Raw genomic sequence first — 17,392 nt, 5'->3', positions numbered from 1 at the left:
ATGCTAATTGATGTGTTTCAGCAGTATGAATCCGAAGTGCGTTCCTATTGTCGGGCTTTTCCTAAAGTATTTACCAAAGCCAAGGGTGCGCATATCCACTGTGAAGATGGCACTCGCTATCTGGATTTCTTTGCTGGTGCGGGCGCTCTGAATTACGGGCATAACCCTGATTTGGTTAAGCAACGTCTCATCGAGTATCTCCAGCAGGATGGTATTTTGCATGGCTTGGACATGTATACCGATGCCAAGGGGCATTTTCTGAAGTCGTTGCAGGAACGGATTCTAATTCCCAGGAAGCTGGATTATCGTGTTCAGTTTTGCGGCCCCACCGGAACCAATGCTGTAGAAGCTGCCCTCAAGATTGCTCGTAAGGTTAAAGGTCGACGTAACATCTTTGCATTTCAGGGTGGTTACCATGGCATGACTCTGGGAGCGTTGGCTTGTACCGGTAACGCTTACAATCGCAAAGGAGCAAGTACGGCTCTGCCGGATGTTACCTTCATGCCGTATCCGTTCGGCGCAATGAAGGACATCGATACGATCGCTTATATTGATGCCGTATTGTCTGATACCAGCTCTGGTGTTGATAAACCTGCTGCCATGGTGCTGGAAACTATACAGGCCGAAGGCGGTGTGGTGGTCGCTCCTGTTGAATGGTTGCAAAAAATCAGGGCGCTGTGTGATAAACACGACATCCTGATGATTGTGGATGATATACAGGTCGGCTGTGGACGTTCAGGCGGGTTCTTCAGTTTTGAGCGTGCTGGCATTGTCCCCGATATTGTTACCCTTTCAAAGTCCATCAGTGGAAGCGGCCTGCCATTGGCCATTGTGTTGTTAAAGCCGGAGCTGGATAAGTGGCTGCCGGGAGAGCATAACGGTACGTTCCGTGGCAATCAGCTGGCTTTTGTCAGTGGTGTTGCTGGTATAGAGCTTTTCGAACAATTGAACATTCCAAAACAGGTAGAGGAAAAGTCAGCATTCGTTGGTTGTGAGCTTGCCGCCATCATTGAGAGGGTTGACCCTCGCATGGAGCTGCGCGGTTTGGGGTTGATTTGGGGTGTGGATTTATCACCACTGAAGAATGAGAAGCTAATCGACGTGATCACGGAGAACTGTTTCGACGCAGGCTTGATTATTGAGAATGCAGGCCGGAAAGGGCAGGTTCTGAAATTGCTTCCACCACTGACTGTTACCATGGATGAGCTGAGCTTAGGGTTGGAAATCATTGAGCGATCCATGAAAAAAGCCCTTTAGGGCTTTTTTCATGTAGGTTTACAGGTTATCCAGTGAGTCAGATAGCTGTTTACAGAATTCGTTAAGCTCGCTCATCGTACATGCTGATCGAGGGCAGCCAATAATGATATTTGAAATGTTGTTATAGGTGCAGGCCGCCACAAAAATCGGGCGGTTTTCAAATGGAATAGGCACGCCAAACTGGGAGAATGGTGTAAAACCGTCACAACGAAACTGATCGTTATCCACTTCACCCATATAGCTCATTATCCCTGACATCCGATAACGCTGCTCTCTGTGCATTCTTTTAAGCGAATCTGGGTGCACCCGAAACAGCGACTTGGGCAACCATTTTACGTATTTGTGGTTTTCCTTGAATGGGGCAAGGTCCAGCTTATTTCTCATTGCCTTGACAATCTGTGACCGGATCTCATTGAGCTTGGTGGTGGCTTCAATTTCCAAGTCGATTGCTCCGCTGCAGTTTGCAACGGTGAAACCCTCGCTTTCGTTCATGTAGCGGCGCAGGTCCGCAGGAATTCTGAACAATACTTTGCCTTCACCAAAGTGATTCCTTGCCAGCTCGGCACAGGCGTAGATAAGCTTTGCAGCAAGCTTGTTTTTGTCTCCAGTCCAGTCAAATCGATGCCATTGATATCCAGTGAGCTCGGGGTTTACGGAACCTTTAATGACCGGTAGGCAGTCATCTTCTGCCACGCTGTAGTCGGGGCGCTGTTCTCGCATCGCGATGTCCCACTCAGTTATGCGTGAGGTTGAACCTATTGGTTCTTCGCCCCTGAGAATGCGAAATACGTCCTGCATAAAATGCACGGTGCCGCGGCCGTCGGTGATCGCATGATGAGTTCTGAACAGAATGTGGGTGCCCTTGGCAGTATAGATTTTGGTTATTTGGCAGGGTGATTCTGTTCTCAGATTGATTGGCGCGCCCAGGCAAGGGGCACCTTCTGATGTGCTGCTGTCCCAATCGTTTGCCTGAATTTCGTCTACTGTGGGATTCAGTCCATCATCGTCCCATTGCCTCAGGCCCCAGTAGCCTTTTAATCTTAATTTCATGCCGGGGTTTGCTTCCACGGCTTTGGCCGATGCTCTTCGCAGGAGATCGCTGTCAATATCACCCTCGCCAATGACAAAAAATTGATTTACTAGGGGCGAATAGTCCGGGAGATCGGCCGCAATGTAGGTAAATTCAAGCGGTGAGGGTGTTCGATAAAAGCTCATAATATCGTTATTATTGTTCGCGCAAAGAGTAACTATACCATGTCTGGATTATAGGGTACCATTCTGGATCGAATCAAAATAATAACAATGGTCCTGTATTTAGATGTCAGGCTTGAAGCTTTTCTATTTTATTCTCTTCGGTCAATCGGTTTCATTGCTTGGGTCTTCGCTTACCGGCTTTGCGCTTGGCGTTTGGGTTTATCAAACCAGCTCTTCGGTTATGGAATTCACCTCGATTCTGGTTGCTTCGACGCTTCCAGGCATTATTCTGGGGCCGTTTGTAGGGTCGTGGGTTGATCGGCTTGATCGAAAATCACTGCTAATCGGTGCGCAGTTCGGTAGCGCCTTGGTAACCGTCGCCCTGGCGGTTCTGTATCATTTTGATGTGCTGGCTTTTTGGCACATTGCTATCATCGTATCGTTTGGTTCCGTGTTCGCTACCGTTTTGCAAGTTGGGTTTACTTCCACTGTTACCTTAATGGTGTCACCGGGCGATTTAAGTAAAGCCAATGCAGCGCTCGGAATGGTGTTAGGAATCGTTCAATTGGCAGGGCCGTTTCTTGCGGGTAAGGCGCTGGATACCATTGGAATATCGACCATTCTGTTACTGGATATCGTCAGTTTCCTGTTCGGTTTGGGCACTTTGTTTGTTGCCAGCGTGCCATCCCCTCCGCCTAAACCCAATCAAACCAAGTCCTCCGCCTGGGCGGATGTTAAGGAGGCCTACTGGTTCCTGAAGTCTAAGCCTGGAGTATTGGGCGGCCTCTACCTCTTTACGCTGATTTGGTTCAATGTATCTGCAGTCCAGGCGCTGATCACGCCGTTGGTGCTTTCCTATGCCACTCCCAGTGAAGCCGGTTTGATTATGTCCGTTGCCGGAGTTGGCGCGTTGGTTGGCGGCGCTATTATGATGGGTTGGAAAGGCCCGGAGCGAAGAATGTATGGCATTCTAGGTGCTGCGCTGGCCATTGCGGTGGTGTTGGTGCTGCTGCCGATTTATTCCAGTTTGATTTGGATAGGTTTTTGGGCGTTTGTCATTATGGCGTTAGCACCGATAGCGACGGTATGCAGCCAAACGCTGTGGCAACGAAAGGTGCCAGTGCATTTTCATGGGCGTGCGTTCAGTCTCAGAAATACAATAATGAAGGCTGCCCAGCCGGCTGCTTTTTTAAGTGCAGGATTCCTATACCAGAGCATCTTCGAGCCCATGATGGTCGAAGGAGAGCTGTTGGCAAGGGTGTTTGGCCCTGTCTGGGGCATCGGTGAGGGGCGAGGAATTGCGTTATTAATCAGCCTGTTCGGCATCTTAAGCGTCGTAATCGTGTTGCTTGCATGGAATATGCGCAGCATTCGGTTGGCCGACACCGCGCTCCCGGATGAGAACCTGAGCCAGCAGCCTTCCTAGATAAGCCTGGCTTGGCATCTTACTGGCGTTCCTGGCACATCTTTGTAAGTTGTGTAACACGCTGTTTTTAAAGTGTAAACATTTCCCATTTATCGTATCAACCGTTTGACGTCGAGCCATAGCGGGCGTTTAATTCACTTAACTATACAGAATTGCGTAGCAAATGGACTTGGGACGAACGTTCAGTTACTATCGGTTATTAATCGAGCGCAGTTAGTCATGCTATTAGTAGATGAGGATGGGGTAACCATGAGGCCGTTCATCATCATGACATGCAGTTTCGATATAAGCCTTATTAGCCAAGTTCAAACAATAAAAAAGCGGTGATGCAAGGTATGATGGCGAACCATTCAACTAATCCGGTGCGTAGTAATTGGTTTCAGGTGGCTAGACCCGTTGTCAGCCCGCGTTTGCGTCTGTTCTGTTTCTCATATGCAGGGGGTAATGCCTCAACTTATCGTGAGTGGCATAAGCGGCTCCCTGAAGATGTTGAAGTCTGCTCAATCCAGCTCCCCGGTCGTGGTAGCCGCTTCAAAGAAAAAGCCTTTACTGATCTTGATAGTCTCTTAACCAGCCTTGTTGCCGAGATTGCGCCCTATACCGAAACTTCTTATGCTTTTTTCGGCCACAGTATGGGGGCTCAGGTTGCGTTCGAGCTGGCTCGAAAGCTGCGTGATAAGGGGCTTGAGCAGCCTAAGTGCCTGATTGTGTCAGGGCGTCGTGCGCCTCAGCGCAGCAAAAAATCGAAACCCATTTATTCATTGCCTGAAGCCGAGTTTCGGGATGAGATCCGCCGTCTTAATGGAACGCCGGAGGAGGCTTTGAACAATCCAGAGCTAATGGATCTGGTGAGCCCGATACTGAGGGCTGATTTCCAGCTGATCGAAACCTGGGTGTATCAGCCATCTGATCCTATTGATGTGCCCGTATTGGCTTTGGGTGGCGTTAAAGATAAGCAGGTCACGATGGACGATCTGGAGGATTGGAAGAAGGTAACCAAAGGCCCATTCTGCTTGGAGCTGTTTTCTGGTGATCATTTCTTCATCAATCAGGCAACAGATACACTTTTGAATACGGTCAATCAGGCGATTGAAACCGTACTCGGTCGGGCTGACGGTGTGTTGGCTAACCGAAAAACTTCCTGATAATTCAATTCCTTTTGCCCCCTATATCAACTAGCCGAGTTAGCGGTTCGCTGCTAGAGTAATGAGTATCGCAAATAGTTGTCGCATCTATTTAAAAATCAACAGTATTTCGGATAAGATGCGGTACTTGGTGGTCAAGCATCCACCCAGTTAACTTCCATTGATGGCCCGGCCTGATATCCAGTCTGTAGCGCAATGAAGGATCCAAACAAGAAGATAATAAAATGAATAAAGCTTTAAAGTTTGTGTTGCCCATCGCGGCAATCGTTGTGGGTTTGGCAGTGTCCGTTTTATTGTTTGTATCCCGCCCGGAAGTTGAGCATAAGCCGCTCAATATAAAAGCGCCGTTGGTGACCATCACTGAGGTGCAGCCTCAGAGTAAAAGTATTCCAGTTTTTACCCGTGGCACGGTAACGCCAGGTACTGAAATCCAATTAATGTCCGAAGTAAGTGGTCAGGTCTTAGAGCTTTCTCCTAATTTTGCTAACGGTGGCTTCTTTCGTAAGGGTGAGGTGCTGATTCGCATCGACCCCATAGAATACGAAGTGAATATCAAACGGGCAGAAGCCAGTAAAGCCCAGGCTTACCAAGCCAAATTGCAAGCAGAGGCAGAAAAAAAGGCACGCAGCCGGGTTAAGAACACCAGCTCCAGCCGATTGGCCAATTACGATATTCAATATCGCCAGGCAGAAGCCCAGTACGAAGCTGCTGTGGCCGAATTAGAGGCTGTAAAACTGCAGCGTGATAGAACTACCGTGCGTGCGCCATTTGATGGGCGGGTTCGTCTGGCAGCGCTGAACGTAGGGCAGTACGTTCGCCCGGGTCTGCAGATGGGTGCAATCTACGCGGTCGATGTCGCTGAGATCAGGTTGCCACTATCTGATCGTCAGCTTGGGCTGGTTGACGTACCCTCACGGTTCCAGGATTCCCTGAATCAAACGTTGCCTGAAGTAACGCTTACTGAGAAATTTGCCGGTCGTACTTACACTTGGAAAGGAAAGGTGGTTCGTGCAGAGGGTGGGGTAGATGAGCGCAATCGCTTGCTCTATGTCGTTGCCCAGGTGCGTGATCCCTATGCAGCAGATCCGAATCAGCCTGGCAGGCCCGAGCTTGTTTCCGGCTCTTTTGTTGAGGCAACCATAGATGGTCGCCGTTTTGAGCGGGTGTTTGAAGTGCCAAGAAAAGCCCTGCGCAATGGTGCTCAATTATGGGTGGTTGATGAAAACAATCAGCTGCGTGAACGGGATGTGGCCATTATCTATAAAGGCAAAGACAGCATCTACGTCAGCTCGGGTTTGGAGAGTGGTGACAAGGTTGTATTAAGCCAGATGGACATCGCCGTTGATGGCATGACTGTGCGAACCAAGGTTGAGGAAGACTTCCAATACGAAGTAGAGCCAGAGAAAAATAACAACTTGTTTGGCGTAACCCAGGCACCAAAGTCGGCGGAGCCCGCATCGGTTAAACTTCCTGATCTGAACGACCCTAAAGTGCAGGAATTGGCGGCCAAGGCCAAGGATATGTATGAGAACCTTGATGCCAAGCAAAAGCAGGATATACAGCAAAGCGCTAAGGAGATGCTCAAACAAGCCCAAAACCTGCAGGTAGCTTTGCAGCCAAAACCCAGAGAAATTGAGATTCAGGAGCCAGCCTCACGGCCCGATCCAGTAGAACCTCAGCCAGTCGTACAAGCCGAACCAGAAATGTCTCCGCTCGCAGCGCAGATTGCAGCAGATATCGAAAGTAGCCCGCCACCGACAAAAGCGCAGCCTGAGATAGAGCCTGCTCCTGTAGCCAGGTCCTCTAAACCAGCTGGAGGAGGAAGCATAACCATCTCTATTGTGTCTGCTCCTGAGCCTTTGGTGGAAGCGATACAATGAATGCAATAATAGCTTGGTTTGCGGAGAATAAAGTTGCCGCCAACCTTCTGATGATGTTTGTGGTTATTGCAGGTGTTATCAGCCTGCAAGATACGCGAAAAGAAATTCTGCCTAACATTTCACTAGATCTCATCACGATTACCGTGCCGTATCCTGGCGCATCTCCTGAGGATGTTGAGAAGTCGGTGCTCAACCGCATCGAGTCTGCAATATATGATCTGGAAGGTATCAAGTCACTTTCATCGAAAGCAACTGAGCATTTGGGGTTGCTTACCCTCGAAGTGGCTTATGGTCAAGACAGCAAGCATTTGCTGAATGAGATCAAGGCCAGAGTTGACGGTATCGGAACGTTTCCCGCTGATGTAGAGCGGCCCATAGTTCGTGAAATATCCGTTCGCAATATGGTTGCGTACGTTATCGTATCGGGTAACGCGGATGAGCGCAGCCTCAAGAACCTGGCCGCTCAGATAAAGGATGATCTCACCACCAGACCAAATATCTCACAGGTTGAGTTGGCTGCGAGTCGCCCCTATGAGATTGCCATTGAAGTATCCGAAGCCTCCTTGCAGCGATATGGCATGAGCTTTATTGAGGTTGCTAATGCAGTCAGGCAGAGCTCCATTGATCTGCCAACCGGTGTAATCAAAACTGCGCAAGGTAATGTGTCGGTTAAGGCTAAGGGGCAGGTTTATTGGGGTGACGATTTTGAAGATATTGTCATTCGTGCTCTGCCTGATGGAGCGCAGGTACTGATTCGAGATGTCGCGACAGTGCAAGATGGCTTCAAAGAAGGCGTGTCTCTGAGTGAGTTCAACGGGCGCCCAGCTGTAGCGCTGGCCGTCTATAGGGTAGGGAATCAAAGTATCCTCGATGTATCCAAGGAGCTGCACGAGTACGTCAACAGCCCAACGATGTACATCCCGGAAGGCATCCATCTCGATGTTTGGCAGGATTCTTCGGTATATTTTAAAAGCCGAATGGATCTGCTGAGTGAGAATGCCATCAGCGGCTTGGCTCTAGTGTTTATTATTCTATTGTTGTTCTTGCGGGCGAAACTTTCCTTTTGGGTGAGTTTAGGAATCCCGATCTCCTTTATGGGAGCATTCATGATGCTCCCATACTTCGACGGCTCTCTTAACATGATCTCCCTGTTCGCCTTTATTTTGGTGCTGGGAATAGTGGTGGATGATGCCATTATCGTTGGGGAGAACGTGTTCAGTAAGCATCGGGAGGGGATCGCCGGTGTGCGGGGTGCGATCTTGGGCGCTCAGGAAGTGCAAAAGCCCGTAATCTTTTCTGTGCTGACCACCATTATCGCATTTGCGCCTCTTGTCATGCTGCCTGGCCCGGAAGGCAAGCTGATGAAGGTGATTCCTATTGTCGTCATCTGCACATTGATTTTTTCGCTGATTGAATCGTTGTTGGTTCTGCCATCCCATGTCTCCGGTATTTCCTCTGACGAGTTTGACCGCATACCGGTTATCGGGTACGTACAACGTAAGTTCTCCAATGGCTTGGAGATGTTTGTCGAGAAGATCTATAGCCCGTTTCTCGAGGTATGCTTGCGGTGGCGTTATACCACCCTGTTCGGGTTTGTTGGTGTATTGATTATTGCGTTGTCGTTGATGGCCTCAGGATGGCTGAAGGTCGTGTTTTTCTCCACCATTGAAGCGGACACCGCCAGTGCCTCTATCAGTTTTGCCCAAAACACCACGCCAGAGGCTGTTCGAAGCGGAATCAAAAGAGTAGAAAGGGCTGCTTTAGAGTTAAAAGATGAGCTGCGATCGGAAACCGGTACTGAGCAGATTCTCAACGTGTTCACATCCTTTACCAGCGATACCACCGGGCGTTTAGTTGTGGAGCTGGCGCCTTCAGAGAACAGAAAGCTGTCCGGCCAGAAAATGATACGCCGCTGGGAGGATCGTGTTGGCGATATTCATGATGTAGTCGAGCTTGAGTTTAAAGCCACGTTGAATCAACCCGGTTCCATGTTGGATATCGAACTGTCCTCCAGCAGCCTCAGTGACTTGAAACTGGCAGCTGACGGCCTAAAAGAGCGCCTGGCTGGTATAAATGGCCTGTATCAGATTACTGACTCCTTCCAACGCGGCAAGCAGGAGCTTTTGATAGAACTTAAACCGCTGGCAAGGAATATGGGGCTAAGTCTGGATGACGTTGCCATGCAAGTTCGGCAGGCCTATCACGGCGCAGATGTGCAAAATATTCAGAGGGGCGAGCAGGATATCAAAGTAGTGGTTCGTTACCCTGCAGAAGAGCGCAGCTCGCTGTGGTATCTCGAAAACATGTCTATCCGGATGCGGGATGGTTCAACCGTACCGTTATTGACTATCGCTGATATTGAATATGGTGAGGGCGCAGCGCAGATCAACCGCCACAATCGCCGCCGGGTTATTCGTGTCAGGGCCAAATTGGACGATAACGTCACCAGTACACCGAAAGTCATGATGGCCATTCAAAAAGAATACCTCGATAGTATTCCAGAAAGCTTTCCTGGAATGAATTGGGATGTTTCTGGCGTGCAGAAAGAGAAGGATGAATTCAAAGACTACCTGTTCAAGGCTTATTGGATCGCTATTCTTGGTATGTATGTGATGATGGCGACCTTGTTCCGGTCTTATGCGCAACCCCTCATGGTTATGTTTGCCATACCGTTTGGAATAATCGGGGCACTAGTGGGGCACCTAGTGGTCGGCATGGATGTTACTCTGTGGTCTCTGGTGGGGATGATCGCCGTGAGTGGTATTGTGGTGAATGACAACCTTGTCCTGGTTGATTTTATGAACCGCAATAAAGAGCGTGGCATTGATCTGATGGAATCCATTAGGCGCGCAGGTGCTGCCCGATTCAGGCCGATCATGCTGACATCTTTAACAACATTCGGTGGATTGGTTCCGCTGATGTTGGAAACCAGCTTGCAGGCTCAATTTCTAATTCCCATGGCGATATCAATAGCATTTGGGGTTTTGTTTGCAACATTGGTGAGTCTGATTCTGGTGCCGGCCACCTACCACATTCTTTATGATGTCAATCTGAGCATAAAAGATGTGGCACGTTTCTTCAGTGGCGAGAAAAAGGCAGCTTCATCCATCGCAGAGGAGGTTGATAGAACCTTTGAAGGTGGTACAGAAGACGACTCAGAGAAACTTCAATGGCATGTGGGTTTGGACGAAGCCTACGATCTGGGGCACAAAGAAGGCCTTAAGGGTGACGTGCCCCGAGTATCGCCTTTTGAGTTGGAAGTACTTTCTGCTAGCTGGGAAGCCGGTTGGGATGATGGCAATGAAGAGTTTCTCACCAGCAGTAATGCATCTACCTGAGGTGAAGGTATTGAACAGTAAAAATTTGGAGAGGTCAGTGCCAAGTTTAATAATAAGGCGGCTCGGTGTGGCGGTGCTGTGCAGTGCTGGCGTGCTGATTGCTGCATGCTCGGATGATGATGGGGGCTTGGCAAAAGCCACATCTGCGGCTGCTGTATCAGGTGAGCCTACACCGGAAGTCCATCGGCTTGAAGATGGAAGCACCTATCAAGGTCAGACTGTCAATGGCGAGAAAAACGGGCAAGGCATCTATATCTGGCCCAATGGCGACCGATATGATGGTGAGTGGAAGCAGGGAGTAATGTCAGGGCAGGGCACCTTTGAAGATGCGCAAGGCCATATATATTCAGGCCAGTGGGAAGATGGTGTATTTCACGGGCGTGGCGTTTACCGTTGGCCCAGTGGTTCGCGATATGAAGGCGGTTTTGTAGAGGGCAAAAAAGACGGAGTCGGCACCTATGAATGGGCCGATGGACGAGTTTATCGTGGCGAATTCAAACAGGATCTAAAGAGTGGTAGCGGCACCTATACCTGGCCCGATGGCAGAAAATACATGGGTGAATTTCGTTACGACCAGCGCACCGGGCACGGCAAAATGCTGTTTCCAGACGGTGAGCTTTATGACGGTCAGTTTGTTGATGGTATCCGTGCTGGTCGTGGCAGTCGAACCCAAAGCGATGGCGTCGTGTACGAGGGTGATTTCGTGGATGACATGGCCAGTGGTCAGGGCGTAATGGAATGGCCCACCGGAGAACGCTATGAGGGTGAGTTTATCAATGATCTTCCACAGGGGCGAGGCACTAAAGTGTGGCCCGGTGGTAATCGCTACGAGGGCCGATTCCAGTCCGGAGTCATGGATGGAAAAGGCGTGCTGACTTTTTCTGATGGCCGCGTATACGATGGTCAGTTTAAGCAGGGCAAGCGCTCAGGTAAGGGCTCGTTGGTGTGGCCATCCGGAGAAAAGTATTCAGGCGATTTTGTTGATGGAATGCGAGACGGTCGCGGCGTGTTTACATGGCCGGACGGCAGCAAATACGTCGGTGGCTTTCAGCAGAATGCCTTGCACGGTCGTGGGGTTTGCTCGATGGATGGAGCCGATACGCCTTGTCGCTTCGATCGGGGTGTGCGAATCGAATAACAATCAGGCTTTCAGCGCGGCCAAGGCTTCCTTGGCCGTTTGGTAACGCTTATCCGGATCCGGATCAAGCATCTTGGCCACAAACAAAGATGTTTTGGCATCAGTAACGTCTAATAGAAAGTCATCAGCCTGTCTTTGGTTTGAGGCCGCAAAAAGCACCTTATCACGCTTTGTGGACCCTTCGTTCCAGCGCCGGTTTCGTAATAGCTCGTACAACAAAATTCCTGCTTGGTATAAATCGCTGCGATGATCCCATTTATCGCCACGAGCCTGTTCCGGGGAAATAAACGAAGGCTTGGCTAACCACTGGTAGGCTTCTTTATTGGCTTGTTTCTGGAAATGAGAGCAGCCAAAGTCTACAAGATAGATTTTTTGCTTGGTGTCTATCAGGATGTTCTCAGAGCTGATGTCGCCATGAACCACTGGTTTTAGGCTGGTGTGAAGATAATGCAATTGCTCCAGCAGCTGACTCACAATATCTTTTGCCAGCTCTTTCACCAGGGCTGGTGGAAAGCGCTGTTGCTCCTGAGACAGGTTTATAAGCTGAAAACCTTCAATAAACTCATAAGCATAATAGGCTTTGCCATCTATCAGCCCGCGGGACCGGTATTTTGGCAGCTGTGGGTGGTGTAATTCCCGCACTATTTGGCTTTCTGTGGTGAACTGTCTGCGCACTGCTTGGTGGTTAAGCCATTGTTCCCGCACCATTTTTACCGCTAGCTTAGGTTTGCCTTGCTCAAGAGGGATGCCCTTCATAACGATACAAATGCCCCCCTCGGTAAAGGGTTCCATGCGATAGCGGCCAATATTTAACTGAACTTCAAATGGGCGTTGAACCGGTTGTGGTGCCGGTGTGCTGGAAGCGGGCTGTTTGGTTTGAGGCCTTTTGGAGGCGGCTGGTTTCTCCTTGCTGCTGGCAGGGGGCACCGGCTTAGGCTCATCCTGCTGTTTTTTTGATCGCCAAGAGAAAAGCCAGGTCAGATTCATAGATCGGAAAAGCCCTTAAAAACGCAAACTGGAGTAATGGGTTGTTTTTGTTAGATAACATAATAGTTTACACGGTATATCGTGATTCGCAAACAAACTAAGGCGGTGTTTAATAAGTGCATTAAATCGCTTTTTTGTGTCAAATAGTCGGCGGATTGAGCGGTTCATTTTGCTCGTTCGTCGGAAATATGAGGCGGTTTTTGTATGAAACTATTGACTACTAAAGCGTCAGTACGCAGTATATCAATCATCGGTGTTTGTCTATCTTGTTGACGTCATGTTGATGTAGTGGCTAGCCAAATAACTCGAAAGTAAGTAAAGTACCCAATGAGCATGTCTCATTCGGTACAAATATAAGAAAACAACTATAAAGGGGCTAAATCCTGTGAACGTTAATATTTCTCGCAAATTATCTAATAAAAAATCCGCTGGCCAGGGTATGTCAGAGTATCTGGTTATCGTTGGCTTGATCGCTGTTGTTGGTATCGGTGCGATGGGCCTGATGGGTGGTTCTATTCGTCAGACGTTGGCAGCTTTTGCGTCAGAGATGGCTGGTGGAAACTCTGAAGCCATTCGGTCAGAAGCTTCGGATACCGCTGATGACTCCAGTGATGCTGCGATTGGCAACCTGACTACTTACGCTGCGGATAACGACAGAGTATTGCCTGTAGCTACTCCTTAGTTAATTGCCATGCTTTGATCTCGCAAGGTTATGCCTGAGGCATGGCCTTGCGTTGTAATAATTGTTAGTTTGTACTTCGTGTTTAATCGGTTAATTCCATCGCCCTATCACTTAAAATAAATAGAAAGGTTACGACAAGGTGCGGGAGAAGTTCGAATTGTCCAAAAATAAGCAGCACGGCCAGGTTATGCCCCTCACGCTGGGTATCATTGCGATTGCCTGTGTCACCTTCTTGCTTATGTTCAACAGCAGTCGCGCGGTCAACGAAAAAATCAACCTTGTTAACGCTGCCGATGCCAGTGCCTATTCCGGAGCGCAGATCGCTGCTCGCCATCTTAATTTTATGGCTTATACCAACCGTGCCATGATCGCCAATGAGGCTGCCATAGGCCATCTGTACAGCTTCCAGGTCGAAACCCAGATACTGGGCAATGTGATTCAGGAGGGAGTCAGTGGTGGAGGCCCTTTAGTAAACTTTATCATTTGGTTTATCGACCTGTTTTGGAATGGCGCTATCCAGGATTCGTTGGATTTTATTGCGGCAATTGCCCAGCCTGTGGTTGATAGCTCTAAAGTTGTTACCGGTATGCTGACGTTAATGCTGGATGCCAACAATGCAACATTCTCAAATTTCCAACAACAGGCATACCAAGATCTTATTCAGGTGGATCCCGCAACGGGGATGACTATAGTCGATCAAACAATGGGAGTGGTTGCATCCTCTTATATTGATCGAGGTACTGCACCCATACGCGTCAATGATCCCGATACACTTTATTTGTTTGAAGGCTCGGATGATCCTCATGTGTCGAATTCCGCGCGTGAGGCGGGGAGCACTGCGCAAACACTGTGCGAAATGATCCTGTTCGCCCGACCAGGAGTAGAGTCCGGTAACCCCCTTGGAACCGCATTTGGGGCAAGATCGCAAAGCTGCTCCATGTTGGTGGGTGGTGGATCCTCAACCGGGTCAGTTCCTGGCTCGTCATTGCAGCCTGAGGCTGATGGCGGCTTAATGATTGATGCCATACGTCAGACTGTTAATGAAATGGATAATGGGACTTGGATCAGGGATCGAAATGTAAATAACTACTCTCTCGGTATGGGTGGGCTTCTTCGTGGTAGCAGAAGTGGGCAAACCCAAATTGAGTACAATGCTGGCACCGATCAGCTTAACTGGGTGGCAGCAGACGACAGTCTTTCCCTTAGGCTTGCGGGTGTTCAGATTCTACGAACATCTGAGAGTGGTGATGCTGCTTTGAATGTGGCAGAGGCTACTTCGCTGATTGATAATGCTGCGATTCAAACTTTGCGGTTGTTGGGGCTGTGTGGTGACGATGATGCTGCGGTTGATTGTAACGAGCTTGCAAATGAGTCCTACGATTCTATACAGCGTTATGCGGCTTTGGATCCAAATCGGCGGCGAGCAACCGTAACGGCTTTTTTGAGTCAAGATAACTGCTCCGACGGTATTGGTTTTGATGAAAGTGGTGTTCGACAAGAAGGCTGGAGTGACGGTTTACAGCGTTTTGAAGATAAAGAGCAGTTTTGTGGCAAGAACGTGTACGCAATCGGCAAGGCTGATGTCTATTTTCAGCGGCCAGATTGTTATCAGGAGGGCAACACCACCTGCAGCCCTAATGATAATGGCTTCAGTCGTTTAAATGGAGGGGCTGTCGAGGTTCCCAATCTGTTTAACCCTTTCTGGCACGCTCGACTTGTCGCGACCGGGGGAGGGGGCTAGTATGAATTTGCAGCGCGGTCAGGCTATGTCCGAGTTTCTGATGTCGATGGTTTGGGCTATCCCATTTATATTTATGGTCGTCGCAATATCCAACATGCTTAAGGTTCAGACTGAGGCCCACAAAGCGGCCCGTTATGTTGCGTGGGAGCGAACCGCGTATTCTGGCGATGATTACCAGGCGAAATTGAGCGACCCCATTAACGGATTTGATGCGGAAGTCACGAGTCGTTTTTTTGTGAACGGTGGTGTGGGGTTTTCTTCAGGCAGTGTCGGCTCCGCCAGAAGTTGGTTAGATTGGGAGTCTAAAAACTCCATTATTGAACTTGATGGCGGAGTTCGGTTGGTTGGGGTTGCCGATGCTGATTCATTTCAGGGCCAGGCTGTTGACTTTTTAGACTCCAGCTCATCCCAGGTAAATTGGATGAGGGAGCGAAGTGGTGTGGAAATTAACACCGCTGCTGTAGATACCTTGCAGGTTGACTTCTCTACCACTAATAATTACGCGTTGTCTGATAATGCCGGGTTTGTCCCTCATGTTAATTCATCCTATGTGCTGGTAGCTGATAGTTGGGCACCCAGCAATGACAGGATGTTTTCCGATCGTGTCGACGGGCTGCGAGAGTCTATTTACAGTCGGGCTCAACGCTGGTATCAGAATACGCCTGCGACTCGGGCTATTGCGGGTGTGTTTGATGAAATCGGAGAAAAAATGTTTATTAATGAGGATGATCCAGAATACTCATTCGACATGGTATCTCCAACTCAGTCCTCAGCCTTACCTTCCTCGTTAGAAGCTTACGAGCCATAGAATCATAAGGTTTTAAAATGACTCCGATTCCAAATCGGCTTGTTGGCTGCATTGTTGTTTTATTGTGCTTTGTGGTTTCGGTGCCCTGTTTGGCCGCACAACGGGATCCTCTGGCGGTGGATCTGCCAGAACTGGAGGTGATGCCTGGTGCTCAATGGTATTGGGCGGGCAGACGGATGGCCGTGGATAATATCCCGATGTCGGTTAAGTTATTTTCCTATCCTGGAAAGGCGGATGATGTTCTGAAATATTATCTTGGCCGATGGAAGGTGCGTGGCCATGGCAAGCTTTCTCAGAAATCGATCGGTGATCTCACTATTCTTGGATACGAGCTGGATGGTTTTCAATATTCAGTTCAGTTTTCACAGCAAGGCGCGGGGGTAGATGGCAAAATAGTGGTTTCACCTACGCCGCTAAACTACCATTCCCATCGCAAAACCAGTTTTCCGCTGCCTCCCAGAACCAAGGTCTCCAGTAAGGTTGAGTCGTTAGAGATGGGTAAGCGTTCAGAGTCATTGACGCTGGATTCATCGCTGGGTGTGGAGCAAATAGTGCATTTTTATACGGATCAATTGCTTGCAGACGGCTGGCAGCAGTATTCCTCGTCGGGAGATGGCCGCACCGGTGCTGTACTTGGTTTCCAAAGGCAGGGAGAACTGTTACAGTTGAGCATAAAGGGATTACAAGGTCGCAACAGTAGTTTTAGCCAGGTGCTAATAAACTGGGTTAAATAACCTTATAAGAATAACAAAATGAATAAGTCTAATCAGTGTGGCGCGGTTATGACAGAATACCTTTTGGTGTTCGGTTTCTTGTCGATGGTGATCTTGTTCTTAATGATGGGTTCGCCATTTGGCTCAGATGAAGATCAGGATGAGCCCGATCTGTCAGTGATTTCCGTTCTAAACGATCAGCAGCATGAATTTGCTCGTGATATTTATCAGCCCTAGTGGTAGCTGTTATGAAGTCCAATAATAAAAACAGTATTATTCTTTTGGTATGTGCAGTCGCAGCGGGTGCTGGCGGTTGGTATCTTTCAAAAAATCATATTCAAAGCGAAATTTCCAGTTATAAATCCAGCTTTGAGTCTGAGCGGGAGGCACTTGAGGTTATAGTCGCTAAACGTGACCTCAGTATCGGTGATGAGATTAACACCACCAGTGCCTCTATTCGTAAAATTCCCAAAGCCTATGTTCAGTCCGAGGCCATGTCCCCGGCCCAGTTTTCAATGATCCAGGGTCGTCAGTTACTGCACCCTGTCAGGGCTGGGCAACCTATTCTGGCATTACACGTCAGCAAAGTGAAAGTGGATGGACTGTCCAGCCTGCTGCGTGAAGGGGAGCGGGCTATTACCATTCCGGTGTCAACGTTGGATACTTTCTCGGGTTTTTTAGCGCCTGGGGATTTTGTGGATCTTATGATTACGCTTAAGGATGGCGATGCCAAGCGAACAGTGCCTCTTGCCCAGAATCTTCGCATTCTGGCAACGGGCAAGGATCTGGACGATGGCATTCCTGATCAAAACCAACGTCGTTATTCTGAAATCACACTCGGCGTTACTCCACTGTACGCCACACGTCTTATCCATGCGCAGACTGTCGGAGATATTAGTTTGCTGCTGCGGCGTCCTGAGGATGAAGCACAACGCTTTGATGATTACGTAACGCTTGATAACCTTGTGGATATACCAAACGAAGCTAAAAAAGTGGAGCCACCACCTCAACAAAAGCAACCATGGGGATTTGAGGTGATTAAGGGCGGCAAACGTTCATAACCATAATAAGAATAAGGACCAA

At 48.9% G+C, this 17,392-nt stretch carries 14 protein-coding genes; 12 read left to right on the top strand and 2 right to left on the bottom strand.

The window, feature by feature from the left end; translation table 11 throughout:
* Window positions 1–6: 6 nt before the first annotated feature.
* On the top strand, window positions 7–1,257 hold the full coding sequence (ectB, locus tag Kalk_RS02095) for a diaminobutyrate--2-oxoglutarate transaminase (RefSeq protein ID WP_101896178.1): 1,251 nt from the start codon (window positions 7–9) through the stop codon (window positions 1,255–1,257).
* Between the two features lie 18 nt (window positions 1,258–1,275).
* Here ectB and Kalk_RS02090 read toward each other — a convergent pair whose 3' ends face one another.
* Window positions 1,276–2,307, bottom strand: a complete 1,032-nt coding sequence (locus Kalk_RS02090; protein ID WP_158643264.1) for a hypothetical protein — start codon at window positions 2,305–2,307, stop codon at window positions 1,276–1,278.
* Between the two features lie 277 nt (window positions 2,308–2,584).
* On the opposite strand from Kalk_RS02090, the gene Kalk_RS02085 reads away from it, so the two are divergent.
* The 5 genes from Kalk_RS02085 to Kalk_RS02065 all read left to right on the top strand — a co-directional run bounded on the left by Kalk_RS02085 (window position 2,585) and on the right by Kalk_RS02065 (window position 11,378).
* Window positions 2,585–3,877 (top strand): MFS transporter, encoded by a 1,293-nt coding sequence (locus Kalk_RS02085; RefSeq protein WP_158643263.1) that lies wholly within the window; start codon window positions 2,585–2,587, stop codon window positions 3,875–3,877.
* 335 nt (window positions 3,878–4,212) lie between these two features.
* Window positions 4,213–5,022 carry a thioesterase II family protein gene (locus Kalk_RS02080; protein ID WP_199767993.1) on the top strand — a complete coding sequence of 270 codons (810 nt, stop codon included), beginning with the start codon at window positions 4,213–4,215 and terminating at the stop codon, window positions 5,020–5,022.
* Between the two features lie 224 nt (window positions 5,023–5,246).
* Window positions 5,247–6,902, top strand: coding sequence for an efflux RND transporter periplasmic adaptor subunit (locus Kalk_RS02075; RefSeq protein WP_101892628.1), 1,656 nt, complete (start codon window positions 5,247–5,249; stop codon window positions 6,900–6,902).
* The gene (locus tag Kalk_RS02070; RefSeq protein WP_101892627.1) at window positions 6,899–10,240 is read left to right on the top strand and encodes an efflux RND transporter permease subunit; all 3,342 of its coding nucleotides are present in this window, start codon (window positions 6,899–6,901) and stop codon (window positions 10,238–10,240) included. The genes Kalk_RS02075 and Kalk_RS02070 overlap by 4 nt, the downstream gene beginning before the upstream one ends.
* A 37-nt stretch (window positions 10,241–10,277) precedes the next feature.
* A complete protein-coding gene (locus Kalk_RS02065) occupies window positions 10,278–11,378 on the top strand; it encodes an MORN repeat-containing protein (RefSeq protein WP_158643262.1) in 1,101 nt (366 codons plus the stop codon).
* Between the two features lie 3 nt (window positions 11,379–11,381).
* On the opposite strand, the gene Kalk_RS02060 is transcribed toward Kalk_RS02065, so the two are convergent.
* Complete coding sequence (locus Kalk_RS02060) at window positions 11,382–12,365, bottom strand: serine/threonine protein kinase (protein ID WP_101892625.1); 984 nt, start codon at window positions 12,363–12,365, stop codon at window positions 11,382–11,384.
* Between the two features lie 385 nt (window positions 12,366–12,750).
* Here Kalk_RS02060 and Kalk_RS02055 point away from each other — a divergent pair, with 385 nt between their 5' ends.
* The 6 genes from Kalk_RS02055 to cpaB all read left to right on the top strand — a co-directional run bounded on the left by Kalk_RS02055 (window position 12,751) and on the right by cpaB (window position 17,370).
* Window positions 12,751–13,047 carry a Flp family type IVb pilin gene (locus Kalk_RS02055; protein ID WP_101892624.1) on the top strand — a complete coding sequence of 99 codons (297 nt, stop codon included), beginning with the start codon at window positions 12,751–12,753 and terminating at the stop codon, window positions 13,045–13,047.
* Window positions 13,048–13,204: 157 nt separating this feature from the next.
* Window positions 13,205–14,788, top strand: coding sequence for a pilus assembly protein TadG-related protein (locus Kalk_RS02050; RefSeq protein WP_199767992.1), 1,584 nt, complete (start codon window positions 13,205–13,207; stop codon window positions 14,786–14,788).
* 1 nt (window position 14,789) lies between these two features.
* The gene (locus Kalk_RS02045) at window positions 14,790–15,596 is read left to right on the top strand and encodes a hypothetical protein (protein WP_101892623.1); all 807 of its coding nucleotides are present in this window, start codon (window positions 14,790–14,792) and stop codon (window positions 15,594–15,596) included.
* A gap of 17 nt (window positions 15,597–15,613) precedes the next feature.
* On the top strand, window positions 15,614–16,330 hold the full coding sequence (locus Kalk_RS02040) for a hypothetical protein (protein WP_101892622.1): 717 nt from the start codon (window positions 15,614–15,616) through the stop codon (window positions 16,328–16,330).
* Between the two features lie 18 nt (window positions 16,331–16,348).
* The gene (locus Kalk_RS02035; RefSeq protein ID WP_101892621.1) at window positions 16,349–16,546 is read left to right on the top strand and encodes a hypothetical protein; all 198 of its coding nucleotides are present in this window, start codon (window positions 16,349–16,351) and stop codon (window positions 16,544–16,546) included.
* Window positions 16,547–16,557: 11 nt separating this feature from the next.
* The gene (gene cpaB / locus Kalk_RS02030; RefSeq protein WP_101892620.1) at window positions 16,558–17,370 is read left to right on the top strand and encodes a Flp pilus assembly protein CpaB; all 813 of its coding nucleotides are present in this window, start codon (window positions 16,558–16,560) and stop codon (window positions 17,368–17,370) included.
* Window positions 17,371–17,392: the final 22 nt, after the last annotated feature.

Origin of the sequence: Ketobacter alkanivorans (assembly GCF_002863865.1) — a bacterium.
Lineage (GTDB): Bacteria > Pseudomonadota > Gammaproteobacteria > Pseudomonadales > Ketobacteraceae > Ketobacter > Ketobacter alkanivorans.
This window is presented reverse-complemented; position numbering and strand designations above follow the sequence as displayed.

Coding starts and splice junctions, on each gene's coding strand:
- Kalk_RS02080 (WP_199767993.1), top strand. CDS start 4,213: ATGATGGCGAACCATTCAACTAATCCGGTGCGTAGTAATTGGTTTCAG.
- Kalk_RS02060 (WP_101892625.1), bottom strand. CDS start 12,365: ATGAATCTGACCTGGCTTTTCTCTTGGCGATCAAAAAAACAGCAGGAT.
- Kalk_RS02040 (WP_101892622.1), top strand. CDS start 15,614: ATGACTCCGATTCCAAATCGGCTTGTTGGCTGCATTGTTGTTTTATTG.
- Kalk_RS02075 (WP_101892628.1), top strand. CDS start 5,247: ATGAATAAAGCTTTAAAGTTTGTGTTGCCCATCGCGGCAATCGTTGTG.
- Kalk_RS02035 (WP_101892621.1), top strand. CDS start 16,349: ATGAATAAGTCTAATCAGTGTGGCGCGGTTATGACAGAATACCTTTTG.
- Kalk_RS02070 (WP_101892627.1), top strand. CDS start 6,899: ATGAATGCAATAATAGCTTGGTTTGCGGAGAATAAAGTTGCCGCCAAC.
- Kalk_RS02045 (WP_101892623.1), top strand. CDS start 14,790: ATGAATTTGCAGCGCGGTCAGGCTATGTCCGAGTTTCTGATGTCGATG.
- cpaB (WP_101892620.1), top strand. CDS start 16,558: ATGAAGTCCAATAATAAAAACAGTATTATTCTTTTGGTATGTGCAGTC.
- Kalk_RS02090 (WP_158643264.1), bottom strand. CDS start 2,307: ATGAAATTAAGATTAAAAGGCTACTGGGGCCTGAGGCAATGGGACGAT.